At 71.0% G+C, this 14,316-nt stretch carries 28 protein-coding genes; 4 read left to right on the top strand and 24 right to left on the bottom strand.

The window, feature by feature from the left end:
• The first annotated feature begins 18 nt into the window (after positions 1-18).
• On the top strand, positions 19-519 hold the full coding sequence (locus ACTWJ9_RS33185) for a hypothetical protein (RefSeq protein WP_443296223.1): 501 nt from the start codon (positions 19-21) through the stop codon (positions 517-519).
• 45 nt (positions 520-564) lie between these two features.
• Positions 565-1,380, top strand: a complete 816-nt coding sequence (locus ACTWJ9_RS33180; RefSeq protein ID WP_443296222.1) for a hypothetical protein — start codon at positions 565-567, stop codon at positions 1,378-1,380.
• 295 nt (positions 1,381-1,675) lie between these two features.
• Here the strand turns inward: ACTWJ9_RS33180 and ACTWJ9_RS33175 are convergent, their stop codons facing one another.
• Positions 1,676-1,861 carry a hypothetical protein gene (locus tag ACTWJ9_RS33175; protein ID WP_443296221.1) on the bottom strand — a complete coding sequence of 62 codons (186 nt, stop codon included), beginning with the start codon at positions 1,859-1,861 and terminating at the stop codon, positions 1,676-1,678.
• Positions 1,862-2,181: 320 nt separating this feature from the next.
• Between ACTWJ9_RS33175 and ACTWJ9_RS33170 the strand changes: the two genes are divergently transcribed.
• Positions 2,182-3,177 (top strand): hypothetical protein, encoded by a 996-nt coding sequence (locus ACTWJ9_RS33170; RefSeq protein ID WP_443296220.1) that lies wholly within the window; start codon positions 2,182-2,184, stop codon positions 3,175-3,177.
• A gap of 62 nt (positions 3,178-3,239) precedes the next feature.
• On the opposite strand, the gene ACTWJ9_RS33165 is transcribed toward ACTWJ9_RS33170, so the two are convergent.
• From ACTWJ9_RS33165 to ACTWJ9_RS33115, 11 genes are all read right to left on the bottom strand, one after another.
• On the bottom strand, positions 3,240-3,407 hold the full coding sequence (locus ACTWJ9_RS33165; protein WP_443296219.1) for a hypothetical protein: 168 nt from the start codon (positions 3,405-3,407) through the stop codon (positions 3,240-3,242).
• A gap of 11 nt (positions 3,408-3,418) precedes the next feature.
• On the bottom strand, positions 3,419-3,598 hold the full coding sequence (locus ACTWJ9_RS33160) for a hypothetical protein (protein ID WP_443296218.1): 180 nt from the start codon (positions 3,596-3,598) through the stop codon (positions 3,419-3,421).
• Positions 3,595-3,924, bottom strand: a complete 330-nt coding sequence (locus ACTWJ9_RS33155; RefSeq protein ID WP_443296217.1) for a hypothetical protein — start codon at positions 3,922-3,924, stop codon at positions 3,595-3,597. Before ACTWJ9_RS33155 ends, ACTWJ9_RS33160 begins: the two co-directional genes overlap by 4 nt.
• Entirely contained in the window at positions 3,921-4,511 is a 591-nt protein-coding gene (locus ACTWJ9_RS33150) for a hypothetical protein (RefSeq protein WP_443296216.1), read from the bottom strand. Before ACTWJ9_RS33150 ends, ACTWJ9_RS33155 begins: the two co-directional genes overlap by 4 nt.
• Positions 4,508-4,894: a hypothetical protein gene (locus ACTWJ9_RS33145; protein WP_443296215.1), complete on the bottom strand. Its 387-nt coding sequence runs from the start codon at positions 4,892-4,894 to the stop codon at positions 4,508-4,510. The genes ACTWJ9_RS33150 and ACTWJ9_RS33145 overlap by 4 nt, the downstream gene beginning before the upstream one ends.
• A gap of 85 nt (positions 4,895-4,979) precedes the next feature.
• Positions 4,980-5,486 carry a hypothetical protein gene (locus ACTWJ9_RS33140; protein WP_443296214.1) on the bottom strand — a complete coding sequence of 169 codons (507 nt, stop codon included), beginning with the start codon at positions 5,484-5,486 and terminating at the stop codon, positions 4,980-4,982.
• Complete coding sequence (locus tag ACTWJ9_RS33135) at positions 5,483-5,620, bottom strand: hypothetical protein (RefSeq protein WP_443296213.1); 138 nt, start codon at positions 5,618-5,620, stop codon at positions 5,483-5,485. The genes ACTWJ9_RS33140 and ACTWJ9_RS33135 overlap by 4 nt, the downstream gene beginning before the upstream one ends.
• Positions 5,605-6,003, bottom strand: a complete 399-nt coding sequence (locus tag ACTWJ9_RS33130; RefSeq protein WP_443296212.1) for a hypothetical protein — start codon at positions 6,001-6,003, stop codon at positions 5,605-5,607. The genes ACTWJ9_RS33135 and ACTWJ9_RS33130 overlap by 16 nt, the downstream gene beginning before the upstream one ends.
• A complete protein-coding gene (locus ACTWJ9_RS33125) occupies positions 6,000-6,533 on the bottom strand; it encodes a DUF3560 domain-containing protein (protein WP_443296211.1) in 534 nt (177 codons plus the stop codon). The genes ACTWJ9_RS33130 and ACTWJ9_RS33125 overlap by 4 nt, the downstream gene beginning before the upstream one ends.
• Before the next feature lie 94 nt (positions 6,534-6,627).
• Positions 6,628-7,044 carry a hypothetical protein gene (locus ACTWJ9_RS33120; protein ID WP_443296210.1) on the bottom strand — a complete coding sequence of 139 codons (417 nt, stop codon included), beginning with the start codon at positions 7,042-7,044 and terminating at the stop codon, positions 6,628-6,630.
• A gap of 493 nt (positions 7,045-7,537) precedes the next feature.
• Entirely contained in the window at positions 7,538-7,843 is a 306-nt protein-coding gene (locus ACTWJ9_RS33115; protein WP_443296209.1) for a hypothetical protein, read from the bottom strand.
• 173 nt (positions 7,844-8,016) lie between these two features.
• Between ACTWJ9_RS33115 and ACTWJ9_RS33110 the strand changes: the two genes are divergently transcribed.
• The gene (locus ACTWJ9_RS33110) at positions 8,017-8,190 is read left to right on the top strand and encodes a hypothetical protein (protein WP_443296208.1); all 174 of its coding nucleotides are present in this window, start codon (positions 8,017-8,019) and stop codon (positions 8,188-8,190) included.
• 19 nt (positions 8,191-8,209) lie between these two features.
• Here the strand turns inward: ACTWJ9_RS33110 and ACTWJ9_RS33105 are convergent, their stop codons facing one another.
• From ACTWJ9_RS33105 to ACTWJ9_RS33050, 12 genes are all read right to left on the bottom strand, one after another.
• Positions 8,210-8,572, bottom strand: a complete 363-nt coding sequence (locus ACTWJ9_RS33105) for a hypothetical protein (protein ID WP_443296207.1) — start codon at positions 8,570-8,572, stop codon at positions 8,210-8,212.
• A gap of 64 nt (positions 8,573-8,636) precedes the next feature.
• Positions 8,637-8,804, bottom strand: a complete 168-nt coding sequence (locus tag ACTWJ9_RS33100) for a hypothetical protein (protein ID WP_443296206.1) — start codon at positions 8,802-8,804, stop codon at positions 8,637-8,639.
• 124 nt (positions 8,805-8,928) lie between these two features.
• On the bottom strand, positions 8,929-9,540 hold the full coding sequence (locus ACTWJ9_RS33095; protein WP_443296205.1) for a hypothetical protein: 612 nt from the start codon (positions 9,538-9,540) through the stop codon (positions 8,929-8,931).
• Positions 9,541-9,591: 51 nt separating this feature from the next.
• Positions 9,592-9,867, bottom strand: coding sequence for a hypothetical protein (locus tag ACTWJ9_RS33090; protein WP_443296204.1), 276 nt, complete (start codon positions 9,865-9,867; stop codon positions 9,592-9,594).
• Positions 9,864-10,025 (bottom strand): hypothetical protein, encoded by a 162-nt coding sequence (locus ACTWJ9_RS33085; RefSeq protein WP_443296203.1) that lies wholly within the window; start codon positions 10,023-10,025, stop codon positions 9,864-9,866. The genes ACTWJ9_RS33090 and ACTWJ9_RS33085 overlap by 4 nt, the downstream gene beginning before the upstream one ends.
• On the bottom strand, positions 10,025-10,513 hold the full coding sequence (locus ACTWJ9_RS33080) for a hypothetical protein (protein ID WP_443296202.1): 489 nt from the start codon (positions 10,511-10,513) through the stop codon (positions 10,025-10,027). Before ACTWJ9_RS33080 ends, ACTWJ9_RS33085 begins: the two co-directional genes overlap by 1 nt.
• Positions 10,514-10,749: 236 nt before the next feature.
• On the bottom strand, positions 10,750-10,998 hold the full coding sequence (locus ACTWJ9_RS33075; RefSeq protein WP_443296201.1) for a hypothetical protein: 249 nt from the start codon (positions 10,996-10,998) through the stop codon (positions 10,750-10,752).
• Positions 10,995-11,225, bottom strand: a complete 231-nt coding sequence (locus ACTWJ9_RS33070; protein ID WP_443296200.1) for a hypothetical protein — start codon at positions 11,223-11,225, stop codon at positions 10,995-10,997. The genes ACTWJ9_RS33075 and ACTWJ9_RS33070 overlap by 4 nt, the downstream gene beginning before the upstream one ends.
• An 81-nt stretch (positions 11,226-11,306) precedes the next feature.
• Complete coding sequence (locus tag ACTWJ9_RS33065) at positions 11,307-11,723, bottom strand: DUF6221 family protein (RefSeq protein WP_443296199.1); 417 nt, start codon at positions 11,721-11,723, stop codon at positions 11,307-11,309.
• Positions 11,724-11,828: 105 nt separating this feature from the next.
• Positions 11,829-12,440 carry a GIY-YIG nuclease family protein gene (locus ACTWJ9_RS33060; RefSeq protein WP_443296198.1) on the bottom strand — a complete coding sequence of 204 codons (612 nt, stop codon included), beginning with the start codon at positions 12,438-12,440 and terminating at the stop codon, positions 11,829-11,831.
• Positions 12,441-12,528: 88 nt separating this feature from the next.
• Entirely contained in the window at positions 12,529-13,692 is a 1,164-nt protein-coding gene (locus tag ACTWJ9_RS33055) for a helix-turn-helix domain-containing protein (protein WP_443296197.1), read from the bottom strand.
• A gap of 231 nt (positions 13,693-13,923) precedes the next feature.
• Positions 13,924-14,229: a hypothetical protein gene (locus tag ACTWJ9_RS33050; RefSeq protein WP_443296196.1), complete on the bottom strand. Its 306-nt coding sequence runs from the start codon at positions 14,227-14,229 to the stop codon at positions 13,924-13,926.
• Positions 14,230-14,316: the final 87 nt, after the last annotated feature.

The raw sequence follows: 14,316 nt of genomic DNA, 5'->3' as shown, positions 1-14,316 counted from the left end.
CCACACGAGGGGGACCCGATGAACACCACCGCCGCCGCCACCGAAGCCCAGGTCACCGTCGCCACCGTCCGCACCTGGTGCCGCCGCGGGGTCGTCGCCGCCACCAAGGTCGCCGGCCGCTGGGTCATCGACAGCGCCTCCCTCACCGCCCGCATCGCCATCGGCGCCATGAAGCGCCCCGCCCGCCAGGAGACGCCCATGCTCGACCTCGCCGCCGTCACCATCAAGACCCGCACCAAGCCCACCGGCGAAACCCTCACCAAGGTCACCGGCTACTCCGCTCTCCTCGCCGACAAGCTCGCCCACCACACCGACGCCGGCGACCGCATCCACGCCACCAACGTCCTCGACCAGACCGTCATCATCCTCAGCGACACCCCCGACGCCGACTGGGACGGCGAGCCCGGCGCCCGCCACGCTGGCACGGTCCGCACCAGCTACCGCGGCGGCGCGGCCGGCATCACCGTCGACGACGTCCTCGACCTCGCCGAGCAGCTCCGCGCCCAGCTCGCCGCCTGACACCCCACCAACCCGGTGCATCGACTCCCTGAAGGGGGACTACTGATGACCAGCATCGTCAAGCTCCACCTGCGCAAGGGCGGCCAGCTCGAGGAGGTCGACCTCGACACCCTCACCCCGAAGGCCCGCGCCCTCGCCGAAGCCATTCACGCCTGCCCCGGCCACCAGCCGATCGGGGTCGTGTGCGCCACCGGCCAGACCAAGGGCGACAACCCCAGCTTCCGCCTCATCCACGGCCACACCCCCGAGGCTGACGGGCTCGCAGCCGAGCCGCACCTGGTGACGATCCGGAACTTCGGCCTGATCCCCGCCGACTCCCCGACCCCCGCAGAGGAGTGGCTGGAGCGCGAGGCCGGCGCCCTGCCGCTGGACGCCTACCCGGTCGCGGGCGTCACCTCCAGCGTCGGGCAGGCCACGGCCCGGGTGCCGTCCGCGGACCTGGCGGCCGCCGACCGGTACCTCACCCGTGACGCAGTCCTCGCCTACATGCGGGACGCCGGGCAGCCGATGGACGTGAAGGCGTGGGACACCCTGCGCGGCACCGGGCACCTGCCCGAGCCGGACCGGTACGTGCTGCGTCGCCCGCAGTGGCGCCCGGAGACGATCGACGCCTACCTGGCCCGGGACCGGGAGCTGTGGCCGCTCAGTCGGGTCGCGGAAGTCCTCGGCTACAGCGGCCAGTCGGCGACGGGCAGTGCCCGGAAGCAACTGTCCCGCTGGGGTATCACCGCTGCGGGCCGGGCGCCGGGGCGGGGCGGGGAGTCGCTGTATGCGGCGGACCAGGTGGAGGCCGCGCGCACGCATCGTCCCGGTCGCGGTCGGTGGGCCGACTCCCGGAAGGGCGATGCGCCCGAGTTCTGAGACTGAGTGCACGAGCGCCCGCCCTGGGTGAGAGACGGGGCGGGCGTTTGGCGTGGCGGTAGCCGGACGCACGACCGCCCCATCCCGACGGGGGGCGGGATAGGGCGGCGGCTGGTGGCGGTCGCGCCCCTGGGGGCCAGCGCCTCTGAGCACCACACGTGGCGCGTCAGGTCTCCGATTGCTGCCCCCAGCATGGCATGGCCCACCGACAGGCGGGGGCGGTTCTCGGCATGGGGAAGGCCCGGCAGCGCGCTGGGGGCGTCCTGCCGGGCCGGTCTCGGGCGGGGCGGGGTTATCAGGTGGTGTCTCCCGGGCCGACCCAGTCCTCGCCGTCACCGGTGGGTGCGGTCCAGGTGGTGTCGTCGGGGGCGGACGTCCCCCACGTGGTGTCCGGGGGCACGCTCGCGGTGAGGGTGAGGCCGGTGGCGGCGGCGGCCGTCAGGGCCAGGCCGGCGGCGAACAGTCGGATGCGTCGGGCCACAGTGTGTCCCTTCCTGTTGTGGAGAAAACGTAATGGGGCGCCATCCGGTTTCTCGTCTCCTCATCCTGCTGCGAAACCCCAGGACGGGTGCGCGTTCTGGCAGTGCAACGCGTAACCGGGTGTGGGGAGGATGGGGTGTACGAGCGCCGGGGGACGCCCCGGGCCCCAATTTGCCTTAGGCTGATCGCACTTTCAACGGGTTCTTTCTGCGTGTGCGCGCAGTGCGTGTATATGCAGGCCGGTGGTCGGTTTTGACGGGGGATCAAGCTTTGGCCATACCTTTCATAAACGGTGATCAGGCGTTGTTGTCGGCGAATGCGGTGCGGGTTTACGGGCTGATCGCGGGCGGCGAACCCGTCCCCGCCGAGGACGCGCCGGTGGTGGACGAGCTGGTTGTGCTCGGCTTCGTCGTCCGGGACGAGGTCCACGACCGGCCGGTCGCCCTCGACCCCGGTGAGGTGGCCCGGCGCCGCATGGACGCCATGCTGCAAGAGGCCGCCGAACGCGTCGCCGTGCTGAGTGCGTTGCCGCGGATGACGGAGCAGCTCGCCGGCCCGTACGCGCGGGCGCAGTGGCGGGCCGGGGACGGCTCGGAGTACCTGGACGACCCGGCCGTGGTCAACGCCCGCCTGGACGACGTGATCGGGTCGGCGGAGTGCGAGATCCTGGCCGCGCAGCCCGGCGGGCCCCGCACGGAGGCGCAGTTAGCTCGTTCCCTCGCCCGGGACACCGCCGCCCTGGACCGGGGGGTGACGAAAAGAACCCTGTATCGGGCGACGGTGCGGGACACGCCCGTGACGGCCCAGTACGCGCGGGCGATGGCCACCCGGGCGGGCCGGCGCGCCGAGTTCCGCACCCTCGAGGGCCCCTTCGAACGGGCGATCATCGTGGACCGCAGGGTGGCGTTCGTGGAGAACTATCTGGTGGAGGGCGCACCGGAGCACGCGGCGTGGCTGATCACCGACCGGGCGATGGTCGCCTACGCCGCCGCCGAATTCGACGCGAAATGGAGACTGGCCGACCCGTGGCACGGGGAACTCCGCGGCCGCACCCCGGCGGTGGACGCGATCCCGGCGCCGGGCGCGGTACGCACCACCCGACGGCAGCGGGAGATCCTGCGGGACGTCGTCGCCGGACGCGCCCAGCAGGCCACCGCGCAGCGCCTGGGCATCAGCCTGCGCACCCTGACGGGGGAGATAGCCGAGCTGAAGAGCCTGTTCGACGCGGAGTCGCTGCCTCAACTGACCTTCAAGTGGGGGCGGTCCCCGGATTTCCGGGTCGACGACAGCGCCGCGGCCGGGGAGGCCGCCGCGTAGGCTGACACGACGATGCCCCCGCCTGCTTGTCTCAGGCGGGGGCGGCGTCATGTTCCGGGCGGTCAGCGCCCGGTGGAGGTGCTGTGCTCCGGGCAGACGGTGCGGCCGTCCGGCTCCTCCCAGCCGAGTTCCTGGCGGGCCTTCTCGGCTTCCTCTCGGGTGTCGTACTCGCCGTCCATGACGCCCCAGCAGACGTCGCACTTCACCTGGTAGCTGGTGGTGATCGGCATGGTTGGTGTCCTCATTTCTCGGTGGGGTCGATGGGCTCGGGGTCGTCGCGGTGTGTTCCGTGCGGGGTGTTGAACAGGGCGTCGGGGATGGTCTCCTGTCCGGCGAGCGGCGGCGGGGTCGGCAGGCCCAGGAGCGCCTCGACGCGCTCCAGGCGGCGCAGCAACTCCCGCTTCGAGACCGGGCGCCTCACGTGTCCTCCCCGAGCGAGGGCCGGTCGAACAGGGACTGAAGGGACCGGCGTTCCGCGACGCGCTGCCGGTGCTTCCACAGCTTCCAGGCGAGCGTGAACAGGTCGGCCGCCAGGATGAGCGTCCAGAACGGCAGCATGACGCCGGTGGCCAGGCGGTAGCCGACGGCCAGGGCGACGAGGGCCGCGGTGGATGCGAGGCCGGCGAGGAAGGTGAGCCAGGCCTGCCAGTGGAGCGGGGTCTGGTCGTCTTCGGGGGTGCGGGTGATGACGCCGACGAGCGCGTGGAGGACAACTCCCACGATCAGGACGATGAGGACCGGGATCACTCGGTGGGCTCCTTGTTCTCGAGGGTGTCCAACGTCGGGCAGGGGTGGGGGATGTACGCCACCCATTCGTCCGTGTGCGGGCCCGTACGGCGCCGGACGGAGCATTCGCCGCACCAGGTCTGCCCCATGTGCTGAACGGGCGCGTGAAGGGCCCTGAGGCGGTTTCTGGCGTCGTTCCAGGTGTCGGCGCAGACGTGGAGGGCTTCGGCGGCGAGGAACCGGGACTGGCGGAGGGTCTTGAGGATGGCGACCACGTCGGCTTCCTCGAGGGGCCGTTCCAGGGCGGACCAGGCGACGAACTCGATGCTGTCGTCGGGGTAGGCATGGTCGGCCAGGTCCTTGCGGGCGCGTTCGGCTTCCTGCTGCCACGCGGCGGCGAGCTTCTCCATCGCGGCGAGGCGCTGTTCCTGGGTGATGAGCTTGGTGCGGCCGGCTCGGGTGGCGGCCTTCATGGCGACCAGTTCGTCCTCTTCGGCCCATTCGATGAGGACGGGCCAGGGCATGTCGGGTGAGGCTTTGACGACGCGGGCGAGCTCGCTGCGCCAGTGCTCCAACTGCTCCTCGGGGCTCCCCGTCGGCTGGGTCATGAGAGCCCCCAGAACGGCTTCAGGCAGGCGTCCGTGCACGGGGTGCCGTCGTGGGGCAATCCGATCCCTTCGGCGCCGCCGTCGATGTCGTCGGAGTCGAACCGGGTGAGGGCCTGCCAGTACCACTCGCCCTTCCTGGTCAGCCAGGCCGCGTCGATGATGCTGCTGTGCTCGATCAGGCCGGCGTTGTCCAGGGCGCCGAGGACGAGGTAGCGGGCGCCGTGGTCGGGGAGCAGCGTGTCGATGTCGGTCTTGGTCCGGAAGGCGGTCAGTAGGTCGCGGACGAGGTCGTAGGAGTCTTCGGGGAGTCCGCAGCACAGGTTCAGGTCCTCGAAGAGCAGTCGGTAGACGTGCTCGCGGACGTTCTCGCTGGGCTCGGTCACGGGCTGGTCCTCTCGAGGGTGGGGGCGTGGTGTGCGGGCCGGCCGGTCATCAGCCACCTCGGGCTGGTGCCGGCCGCGTCGGCGATCAGCCGCAGGTCGGCGGAGGTGGGGGTGCCGCCGCGCTGGTATGCCGCCCGGTGCCGGTCGGGCAGGATGCCGGGCGGTACGAGGGGGAGGGCCGCACGGATGCGGGCGTTCGGAACGAACCGGCCGGTCGCCGGGCGTTCCTCTCGGTGGCGTGCTTGCGGGACAGCTCGAGCGCGTCCGTCCGGACGTCCTCGGGGACGCTGGTGGCGGTCACCCGCACCCAGTGGTCGCAGTCGCACGGGTTGAGGCCGTGCCAGCGGTTGCCGTCGCAGTCGGTCTCCCACTCGACGGTGACGGGGATCGGGTCCATGACGGCGAACTCCTGCCAGTCGCCCCAGGTGTACGAGGGCTGCTTCCCGCAGGCGGCGTGGACGAGGACGGCCTGACCCTCGTCGATCTCGAGGAGGTACTGGTTGTCGCCGTGCGGGCACTGGCATCCGGTGTCGTCGTAGTCGGGGTTGTCGGTGGCGGGTTCGTCGGCGGGCTGGAAGTTGAGGGCGGTCATGGTTTCTCCTGGTCGTGGTCGGGGTGGGTCCAGTCGATGGTGGCGAGGTAGGCGAACGCGATGATGACGGCGGCGATGAGCGGGCCGGCCAGTACTGCGGGTATGTCGGGGGCCGGGGTCAGAATCGCCACCACCCGTCGTAGCCGTCGGGGATCGCCGGGTAGTTGGCGAGCATCGGCCGCAGGATCTCGAGGTGCTGCTCCTGGTCGGCGAGGGTGCCGGTGCCCCAGTACGACTCGCCGTCCCACCTTCCCTGACAGTCGCCGCCGTACCGGCCGTCCTCGTGCTGCTCCAGGAACTCGCGGCCGTCGGCAGGCTCCGGGTGCTGGAGGTCCCACAGTTCGCCGATGCAGGCGACAGTGACGCCCTTGCGACGGCGGAACCAGACGGCGCCGATACGGCCGTCGAAGAAGTACTCGTTCCGGCCCTGCGGGGTCACGGTGCGGCTGCCGCGGAGGCTGGTCAGGTCGACGGCGTAGGGCTTGCGGCTGATGAGGAACCGGTCTTCACGGATCATGCGGGGTCTCCGTCGGCGGGGTTGGTGATGGTGTGGCCGTCTCGGGTTCGGGAGAGGACGCGGTCGTACTCGCGCTTCGGGTCGTCCCAGCCGCCCCCGCCGCCGTCCAGGGTGAGGGTCTTCTTGTTGACCCGCTTGACCTTGTAGGTGCTGGTGCTGGTCTCGAAGACCCGGACGGTGACGATGTCGCCCACCTGGAAGTCGGTGGGCTCCCACGGGCGGGACCGGGTCGCAGTGATCGCGGTGATCTCGTCCTTGGCGTCGGCATGGGTCTGCGCTGACTCGGCATGCTGCCGGGTGCGCTCGGCAGCTTTATAGGCGTCGACGGCCCGTTCGGAGGCGGCGTCGGCACGATCCCTCGTCCGGCGAGCCGAACGGTAGGAGTGGTGGCCTTGGAGGAGCGGCTGGCCGCCGGCGAACCTCCCGTACATGGCGTGGGCTCGCTCACTGGCCTGCTCGGCAGTCTCGGCCAAGCGGTCGGCGCGCTGCTGGAGTCGGTCCGCCTTGCGGCGTTCGGGGCTGTCGACCATGGATGGCTCCCGGGTTCGGGGTGTGGTGGTCAGGGTGCCGGGTTTCGGGGCGGGCGTTCCCCCGGCCCACAAGCGCGGGCCGGGGGAACGGGGGTTACGGGGTGGCGAGGTCGCGCGGGACGACGAGCAGCAGGCTGTCGGGGCGGTAGGTGGTGCAGCCGTCGACGGTCCAGTGCCCGGAGCCGGCGCCGACGCCGAGGACGTGGGCGTTGTGGGTGCACCAGTGGCAGTGCTGGGGGTCGAAGGGGCGGGCGTCCTGCTGCTGGGGCTTGGAGGTGTGGGAGAAGTAGGACACCCACTGGGCCCGGTCGAGCGGGTTGAGCAGCGTGTCGTAGTGGGGGGACACGGTGCCGATGAGGGTGTCGCCGGCCTGTACCTGGGCGATGGGGGTGATGCGGAGGTGGAGGGGGTCGAAGGCGTCGGCGGGCGGGGTGATCATGCGGGCGCCGGAGGTGGTGTGTTCGCTGGGGGCGCGGACGATGACGCGGTGGAAGACGGCGGGCTCGGGCATCGGCGGTCTCCTGGGGTGCTGGGAAGGATTCCACCGTACCGCCATACGCATGGCAGTGCAATGCGTATGGCGGGGTTGGGGGTGGCCGGAGGGAGCCACGTGCCCGGGACGCGAAGAAACCCCCGGACCATCCAGGCCCGGGGGCTTCCCCAGCTCTTCCCCTCCCCGGAGAACGGACGGATCACGGGGGCGCTTGGAGCGCGACCCCACAGGTGCGGGCCGCAAGACCAGCATGCCCGCTCCGGCGCCGGGCGTTCCCCCGGCTACTGTCCGGCGGGCGGCCGCAGCCGGTAGTCGGGGCAGACCCCCGGGTCCCCCCACGGCTCAAGGTGCGGCGTACTGGTCCCGCACCACGGGCACGGCAGGACCGGCCGGGATCCGGCGCCCTCGACACCGCAGTACCCGACGTCCCCGTGGTCGGTGGGGATGACGGTCACGGCGGGCCGGCCGCACGTGCACAGGTCGCCGGGTCGGGCGGGTCGGGGCTCGAGGCTCATGGCTGCGCCGCGGCTACGCCGGCCTTCACGCCGTCCAGATAGTTCCACGCGTCGTGGAAGCTCATGGGGCCGATACCGGTGCTGGTTCTGGGTCCGTGAAGCCTCAGATGGTAGGTCTCCTCGGTCGGTTTCTCAGTCGCTGGTTGGATGCCGGTTCGGATGTCGGACGACTTGCGGACTTCGATACGCAGTCCGGTTTCGAGAGCGACGATCCCGGCGTGCCACTCCAGTTGGGTGGGGTGCGGCCAGTTCTCGTTGTAAGCGGGGCTGTGGCTGCCATCCGTGTTCTTGGTGACGGTCATCTGTGTCAGAGGCATGCGGGCTCCAGGGCGTTGTCGGCTGGTGGCCAGTCTTCCACCCACGGGGGCCCGTGTGGGGCGGTTGGCGGGCACTGGGGCGTCGTGCCGGTGGTGAGCGCCCGTGCGCCCCTGCGGGCCCTCTCCCGGCCGTCGTGGGCGCGGGGCACCGTCGACACATGGGGGACACCTGGGACGCGTGCGCGGGGCGCGGGGACGGCAGTGGCTGCCCGCACGGGGAGACGGGCACGGTCACGGCGGGCAGGCCGGTGTACCGGTGCGTGGACTGCCGGGACTGCTGGGGGCTGGACGAGACGGAGCCGTGGCGCCGGCCGGGCGACGACGACACGTGACCCGGCCTGCCGCGCGGACCTACTGCCGGGCGCGCGGGTCGTCCGCCATCTCCAGGCCGTCGATCAGCGCGCCCGCGAACGCCCGGTTCCCGCGGGCCGGGTTGTCCTCGTCCGCCAGGCCCTGGCACACCTCCGGGGTGCGCGGGTCGTCCTGCCACTTGCCGGGGCTGTAGGACCAGTTGTCCCATCCGGGTGCGGCTTCGGCGACGGCTTCGCTGCACCGGCGGGCGGTTTCGGCCTGGCTGAGCGAGGGCGCCGTGGTGGGCGTGGCGGTGGCGGTGGCCGGCGCGGGCTTGGCGTCGCCGCTGCTGCTGCTGCCGCAGGCGGTGAGCGTGAGGGCGAGGACGGCGGTGGCGGCGGCCGTGGTGGTGCGGATGCGCATGGATTCCCCCGGGGCTGGTGCGAGTTGGGGGACCATCATGACGGATCGGCGGCGGGTGCCACCGTCAGACCTCGTCCTCGTACTGCCGCTCCCCGACGTACTCGATGCAGTCGGGGCAGCCGCAGAAAGAGCTTCCGTCATAGCTGTCGGGAACCCCGACGTACCGGGCGGCGACGCAGCCTGTCCCGTCGCTCTCGTCAGCTTGGGTAGCGGGGGCGTGATTGCGGTCCATGGGGGCTCCAGGCGGCTGGTCGGCAACGCGGCCAGTGTTCCAGCCAGGCCTGACAGGCGGGGTGGAAACGGTGAAGCCCCACCCGAGGATGATCGGGTGGGGCTTCGGGGCCGTCCGGCACGATCTACTCCTCCTCGATGCGCTCGTGTTCGCCGGACAGGCAGAGGACGCAGAACTTCGTGTCGGGGCCGGAGTGCTTCACGCGCTCGGCCGGGGTCTCCGCCTCATCCTCCTCGGGAAGGCACGCGGAGCACGGCGCGTGGGTCCAGGTATCGCCCTCCCTGAAGAACGCGTCGGGGTCAAGCCCGGATCCGTCACAGCGGTCGCAGTCCTGGTCGGGCTCACGCTGCCCCTCGGCGGCCGGTGTCTCGTCGGCCATGCGGCGCAGCACGTCTCGCGCGACCAGCTCGTACATCCGGTCCACGGCGCCGTCCAACTCCGACTCGATGTGTCCGGCGGCGTAGGCCCAGCGGCGAAGCGTCTTGCGGACGGCAGCGGAGGGGACGGCGGCCCGGTCGGCGGGCTCCGGGGTAACGGGCGCAGCAGCGGTGCGCGCGTCCCGCGTGACGGTCAGCCGGTCGGCCAGCCAGCGGGCGGCCTTGCGGTAGTCGTCCTGCCCGCGCCCGGACCGGGTGGGCAGCTGCTGCCAGCTCGGGTGATCGCCGCCGTGCACGTGGACGTCGGCGGCGCACAGCAGGCGGGCGAGCACTTCGACATAGGCGGTGGCGTCGGTCATCAGGTGTCTCCAGGGGTGGGGCCGCCCCACGGTCGGGGGCGGCCGGACGGGTCAGGGGTGGGCGGGCGTGTAGCCGACGGCGAACGCGGCCTTCTGCGCGGCCTGCACGTCGTGGCACGGCCACTCATCGCCGTCACGGAAGCAGTGGCGGCCGTCGTCGTCGGGCCCGTGAAGGGTGGCGGTGTCGACGAACCACATGCACAGCTCGCCTTCGAACCAGCCACCGCGCCGACGGAGAACCTCGGCGGCGGCCAAGAGTTCCGCCCGGGGGCTGGTGGGCCCGACGTCGGCGGAGGGCGCGGCGTGCAGGGCTTCCAGATCGGTCACGGCTGCTCCCCTTCGGCTCGCCGGGCGTTCATGCGGTCTTTGATCTGCTGCTGGCTGGGCTTCTGCCAGGTGTGGGTGCCGTCGGCGGCGGCCTGGATGCCGTGGCCGCGCCGGTCGATGCCGCAGCGGGCGCAGCCCATCGGGTTCGGGGCGGCCATCAGGCGGCCTGTCGGGGCTGGCCGTTGACGGCCCGCCGGCCGGTCTGCTGCGCCGTGGTGGGCTCGGTGTACCGGTGCGGGTTGAGGAAGTCCACGTCGTGCTTGTGCCCGTCCGGGCCCTGGTGGCAGTAGCGGCAGGCACCCACGGGCAGGGTTTCGTACCGGGGCATGTCGTCGGTGAGGCAGGCGGGGCACATGCACACCCTGCCGGGCTGGGTGGCGTGCCGGGACGGGTTGATGTCGATGGTGCCGGGCTCGTACCAGTGGGGTTCGGTGTACTGGCCGGGGATGAGCATGGCGACCATGCCGGCGCCGCCGGAGTTTTCGATGTTGTCGATGATCTGCCGGAACCAGTCGAGGGCCTGGGCGTCGTCGCCCTGCCAGCCGTGGTGGATGGTGTGGCCGTTGATGACGAGCTTGCGGTGGAAGGGCTCGCCGCGGGCGGCGAGGACCTTGATGGGGCGGCCACGGTAGGTGGTGCGGATCATGTGGTGCTCCTCGGTGGTGCGGTGGCTTCCAGGCTGGCGCGGAGTGGGCGGGAGGTTCCCCGGGGATGACGGGGCCCGGCCGCGAGAGGGGGTGCGGCCGGGCCGGAGGGGGTGGGTGGGGGCGTCTCCTTTCGGTGCGTGCGGAGTGATTCCACCGTACCGCGACATGCATGGCAGTGCAATGCGTAAGGTGGGGTTGGGGGTGGAAGGGCCCCCAGGGGTGCCGATCTCCCTTGCTACGCCTTCGGCGTGATGTGGAAACCGCCATCGGCGGCAAACAGAGCCTTGATGTCGGCTGCGGCCATAGTGTCGAGTCGGATCCAGCAGCCGCACAGGGCCTGCGCCGAACAGATCTGCCCACAGTCCGCGCACGTCCAGGGCGGGCAGTCGCCGCAGTGCTCGGACGGGAACAGGTCGGTGGGGTCGCCGGTGGGCGCGTCCTTGGTGTGTCCGCAGCCGGTGCAGGTCAGGATCGGAGCGTTCACCCGTTCCCCCAGGGCATGGTGGTGGCTGGGGCCAGTTTGGTGCGGATACGGGCGAGGGCGGCGCGTACGTCGGCGGCACCGGGGTCCTGGCGGTGACGCCATTCTTCCTCGAGGGCGGCGCATTCCCGATGCACGTCTCTAAGGGTGCGCAGGGCGAGTAGCCGTGCCCCCTCGCTCGCTTCCGCTGCTGCCTGTTGGAGCCGCTCGTAGGCGGTCTGCTCAGCCATGGTGTGCCCTCCGGTCGGTGGCTTCTCGCTGGAGACGGACGACGTAACTCGCAACCCATAGGCCCGGCGACGTCAACGCGCTCAGCCCTCCGCCCAGCCGTAGCCCTCCGCCAGGGTCTGCACGACGGGGCACACCTCGTGGTTGTAGAACCGGGCGAAGGAGTCCAGGTCCCCGTCGTAGTCGTAGGAGGGGCAGGAGTGCCCCTGGCCGGCGTGCAGCTCCAGCAGCTTCCGGTCGGCGGCGCAGCGGCGCAGGACGGCGGCCGGGTTGTTCAGCACGATGTGCTGCGCCGACTCGGGTTCGTGCGTGATGCCGATGTGCGGGGCGATGGCCCGCTGCTTGCCCGGGACGGCGTACGAGGAGTCATCGACGATGCCCCACCCGTTCTCCGGGTCGTCCTGCAACGCGGCGGCGGCGCGTGCGGTGTCCTCGTGCACGCGGATGGCGCCGTACAGCCAGGTCAGGATGTCCCCGCTCTGGGCGGTGGGGTCGGTCATGGGTCGTGTCCTCTCGCGGGGGCTTGCGGGGAGTCTGGCAGCAGGTTGCGGGGCTGGTTCCCCGCGGCGCCCCTGGACCCGAGCCCAGGAGCGCCGCGCGGTCGGTCAGCAGTCGCAGGTGGTTCCCGCGGGCCTTCGGCATCTGCCCTGCCAGGCACGGATGCACCCGGGCCGCACAGGCTCTCCCTCGGCCGTCCGCCGAAGGGGCTCCCCCTCAGCAGCGGCTGTCGACCGGCCGGGAGGGAAGCGTTCATCCCACGTGACCGTCGGGGAAACGGGAGGGAAGAGTTCCTCCCACGTCTTCCCTTCCTCGAACCGGAAGGGAGTGAAGCGCTCCTCCCATGTCTGCCCCTCCTCGAGCGGGGTGACCGTCGGGGCCGGCTGCATGGTGCTGGCAGACGCCGCGGGGTGCACTACCTTCGGCCCGCGGAACCGGCGCGGCTTCTGCAACTGCGCGCCGTCGGCGGCTTCAACCGCCTCCCGTACTGCCGCGACGGCGCCTCCGAGGGGCGTCAGGTCGAACCACTCGCCCCGCAGCCGGTACTCCTGGAAAACCGCGTGCAGGTGGTTCTCCAGCTCCTCGCCGCCCTCGTGCACCCATTGCAGGATCAGAGGTGCCGGGCTTCCGATCTGGAGTTGCGCGACCCGCTTTTCCGGGTCGCTGCCGCGCCCGATCTTCACTACTTGGGAGTCGTCCAGGCTGATGACGTAGATCATGCGGTCACGTCCTCTCGGCAGTCGTGTACAGGGTGGTGGGCGCTGCGGGCCGCAGTCAGACGGCCCGCAGCAGGGAGGTGAGAGTCGGTCACGGTATGCGGGAGACGCGGTTCTTGCCCCGGTTGGCGAGGACGGCGGCGCGGGCTTCGGCCACGATGTCCGTCGGCAGTCCCGGCGTCACAGTGGCCTGCTCCGGCACGTACGCCGGCGCCGTGTACGTCCGGGCCGTCGGAGACTTCACGGGCCGCTCCTGCGGCTGCTGGGGCCGCTCCGGGGCCTTCTCCGCCTGCCGCTCGGCCCGCCGGTCCACACCCCGCTGCTCACAGGAGATGCACGGCTGCCCGGTGTCGACATTCGTCCGCTCGTCGCAGCGGTCGTCCTGGCACTCACGGTCCCAACGCAGCATCGTGATCAGCGCGCCCACTGGCTTCTCGATCAGTCCGGCGGTGTCCCTCGAGGCGTAGTGCCCGTGCCACTTCGGCAGCAACCGGTACTCGACCAACTGCCCCGCGGTGCGCTCCTGCGGCCGGTCGACGGCCAGGGCCTCGAGGACCGCCGCCTTCAGGTTGCCGGGCGGGTTCGTCGGCACCAGGTCGGCGAGCTCCTTGGGGAGCGCCTGGAAGAACGCGGTGACGTGCTGCCGCTGGGTTGGGGTGAGGGAGGGGGGCTTGCTGTTGCCGGACGCGGCGGAGCCGCTCGAGCTCGAGCGCCTACTACCTGAGGTTGCAGGGCTACGCCCGTCCAGAAGGATCTCTACGGGTTCTCTTGGTGGATCACTAAGGGATTGGCTGTCACTTTGACAGGGGGTACCTGTCACTTTGACGGGGGGTACCTGTCGATCTGACAGGGGGTAGCTGTCAGAATGACAGTTCAGCTGGTCAGACCCGGTTCCCTCGGGTGCATCCGGCGCCTCGTCGAACGTGATCTGCTGCATCAGGTTGTCGTCGTAGCTGCGGTCTCGTCGGCGCATCGACGCCAGCAGCGGCAGGTTGACCCGGGACAGGTTGGAGATCGGCTCGCCGGTCCTCGGGTTGATCCGCCGGACCGACGCCAGCAACTTCTTCTCCTTCAGGCTGCGCTTCTGCCGCGCCACCGTGCTCACCGACGTCCCGCAGTCGTCCGCTAGGCGCTGCTCACTTGGCCAGCAGTACCCGTTCGGGTCGGTGTAGTTCGTGTACGCGAGGAGCAGCAGCTTCTCGGGGCCGGCCAGGCCCTCCGCGGCGAACACCATCGCCATGTGCTCAACGCTCACCACGCACCTCCGCACGGAGGATCTGCCGGTCACTGCTTGTCGACTTTGGGGGACGCGCTACTCTGGTCACGAACCGACCTGCCTTCATGATCACGGTTTGTTCGATGCAGCGGGCGGTATCCCGCTGTGTGTGCTTGAACGGCTGGCCCAAGGAAGCTGCGACCTTTCTTACGGGCTGGCCGTTCTGCATGTCGGGGCACTGGGGCTGCGATCCCAGAGCCCGTAACGTGCTCACCGGTCTGTCCTTCGGGCCCGAGGCTTCCTGTCCGGGCCGCGGCCGTGCGGGTTCGGCGGCTCGTCCTGGAGGTGCTCGAACAGGACCAGCGTCTTCATCTTCCGGGCGTTGGCGACCTTGCCGTACTCGTAGGGCTTGCCCTCGCCCGGGTCCCCGAAGGGCCAGGTGGTCTCCTTGCGGGCCCTGGCCAGATGGCGGAGCTTGTCCGCGGTGGCGCCGGGGAAGAGACCGTTCTTGTCGGCGAGGGCGGCTGCCTCGGTGAAGGTGACGTCTTCGGGCAGGTCGCCCCAGTCCGCGGTCACGGGTGGGCTCCCATCCGCGGCAGACTTTTTACGAGTCTCGTCATTGCGTGTAGGTTCACGGGTGGATCTCCTAGTGGGGATTCCCCA

This window comes from Streptomyces sp. GDS52, from assembly GCF_052246875.1.
Taxonomy (GTDB): domain Bacteria; phylum Actinomycetota; class Actinomycetes; order Streptomycetales; family Streptomycetaceae; genus Streptomyces; species Streptomyces cathayae.
This window is presented reverse-complemented; position numbering and strand designations above follow the sequence as displayed.

What these genes read in the sequence shown, in the direction of transcription:
- ACTWJ9_RS33185 (WP_443296223.1), top strand. Translation starts at nt 19, where the DNA reads ATGAACACCACCGCCGCCGCCACCGAAGCCCAGGTCACCGTCGCCACC.
- ACTWJ9_RS33180 (WP_443296222.1), top strand. Translation starts at nt 565, where the DNA reads ATGACCAGCATCGTCAAGCTCCACCTGCGCAAGGGCGGCCAGCTCGAG.
- ACTWJ9_RS33165 (WP_443296219.1), bottom strand. Translation starts at nt 3,407, where the DNA reads ATGCCGATCACCACCAGCTACCAGGTGAAGTGCGACGTCTGCTGGGGC.
- ACTWJ9_RS33150 (WP_443296216.1), bottom strand. Translation starts at nt 4,511, where the DNA reads ATGACCCAGCCGACGGGGAGCCCCGAGGAGCAGTTGGAGCACTGGCGC.
- ACTWJ9_RS33140 (WP_443296214.1), bottom strand. Translation starts at nt 5,486, where the DNA reads ATGACCGCCCTCAACTTCCAGCCCGCCGACGAACCCGCCACCGACAAC.
- ACTWJ9_RS33130 (WP_443296212.1), bottom strand. Translation starts at nt 6,003, where the DNA reads ATGATCCGTGAAGACCGGTTCCTCATCAGCCGCAAGCCCTACGCCGTC.
- ACTWJ9_RS33125 (WP_443296211.1), bottom strand. Translation starts at nt 6,533, where the DNA reads ATGGTCGACAGCCCCGAACGCCGCAAGGCGGACCGACTCCAGCAGCGC.
- ACTWJ9_RS33120 (WP_443296210.1), bottom strand. Translation starts at nt 7,044, where the DNA reads ATGCCCGAGCCCGCCGTCTTCCACCGCGTCATCGTCCGCGCCCCCAGC.
- ACTWJ9_RS33115 (WP_443296209.1), bottom strand. Translation starts at nt 7,843, where the DNA reads ATGACCGTCACCAAGAACACGGATGGCAGCCACAGCCCCGCTTACAAC.
- ACTWJ9_RS33110 (WP_443296208.1), top strand. Translation starts at nt 8,017, where the DNA reads ATGGGGGACACCTGGGACGCGTGCGCGGGGCGCGGGGACGGCAGTGGC.
- ACTWJ9_RS33105 (WP_443296207.1), bottom strand. Translation starts at nt 8,572, where the DNA reads ATGCGCATCCGCACCACCACGGCCGCCGCCACCGCCGTCCTCGCCCTC.
- ACTWJ9_RS33100 (WP_443296206.1), bottom strand. Translation starts at nt 8,804, where the DNA reads ATGGACCGCAATCACGCCCCCGCTACCCAAGCTGACGAGAGCGACGGG.
- ACTWJ9_RS33095 (WP_443296205.1), bottom strand. Translation starts at nt 9,540, where the DNA reads ATGACCGACGCCACCGCCTATGTCGAAGTGCTCGCCCGCCTGCTGTGC.
- ACTWJ9_RS33085 (WP_443296203.1), bottom strand. Translation starts at nt 10,025, where the DNA reads ATGGCCGCCCCGAACCCGATGGGCTGCGCCCGCTGCGGCATCGACCGG.
- ACTWJ9_RS33080 (WP_443296202.1), bottom strand. Translation starts at nt 10,513, where the DNA reads ATGATCCGCACCACCTACCGTGGCCGCCCCATCAAGGTCCTCGCCGCC.
- ACTWJ9_RS33070 (WP_443296200.1), bottom strand. Translation starts at nt 11,225, where the DNA reads ATGGCTGAGCAGACCGCCTACGAGCGGCTCCAACAGGCAGCAGCGGAA.
- ACTWJ9_RS33065 (WP_443296199.1), bottom strand. Translation starts at nt 11,723, where the DNA reads ATGACCGACCCCACCGCCCAGAGCGGGGACATCCTGACCTGGCTGTAC.
- ACTWJ9_RS33060 (WP_443296198.1), bottom strand. Translation starts at nt 12,440, where the DNA reads ATGATCTACGTCATCAGCCTGGACGACTCCCAAGTAGTGAAGATCGGG.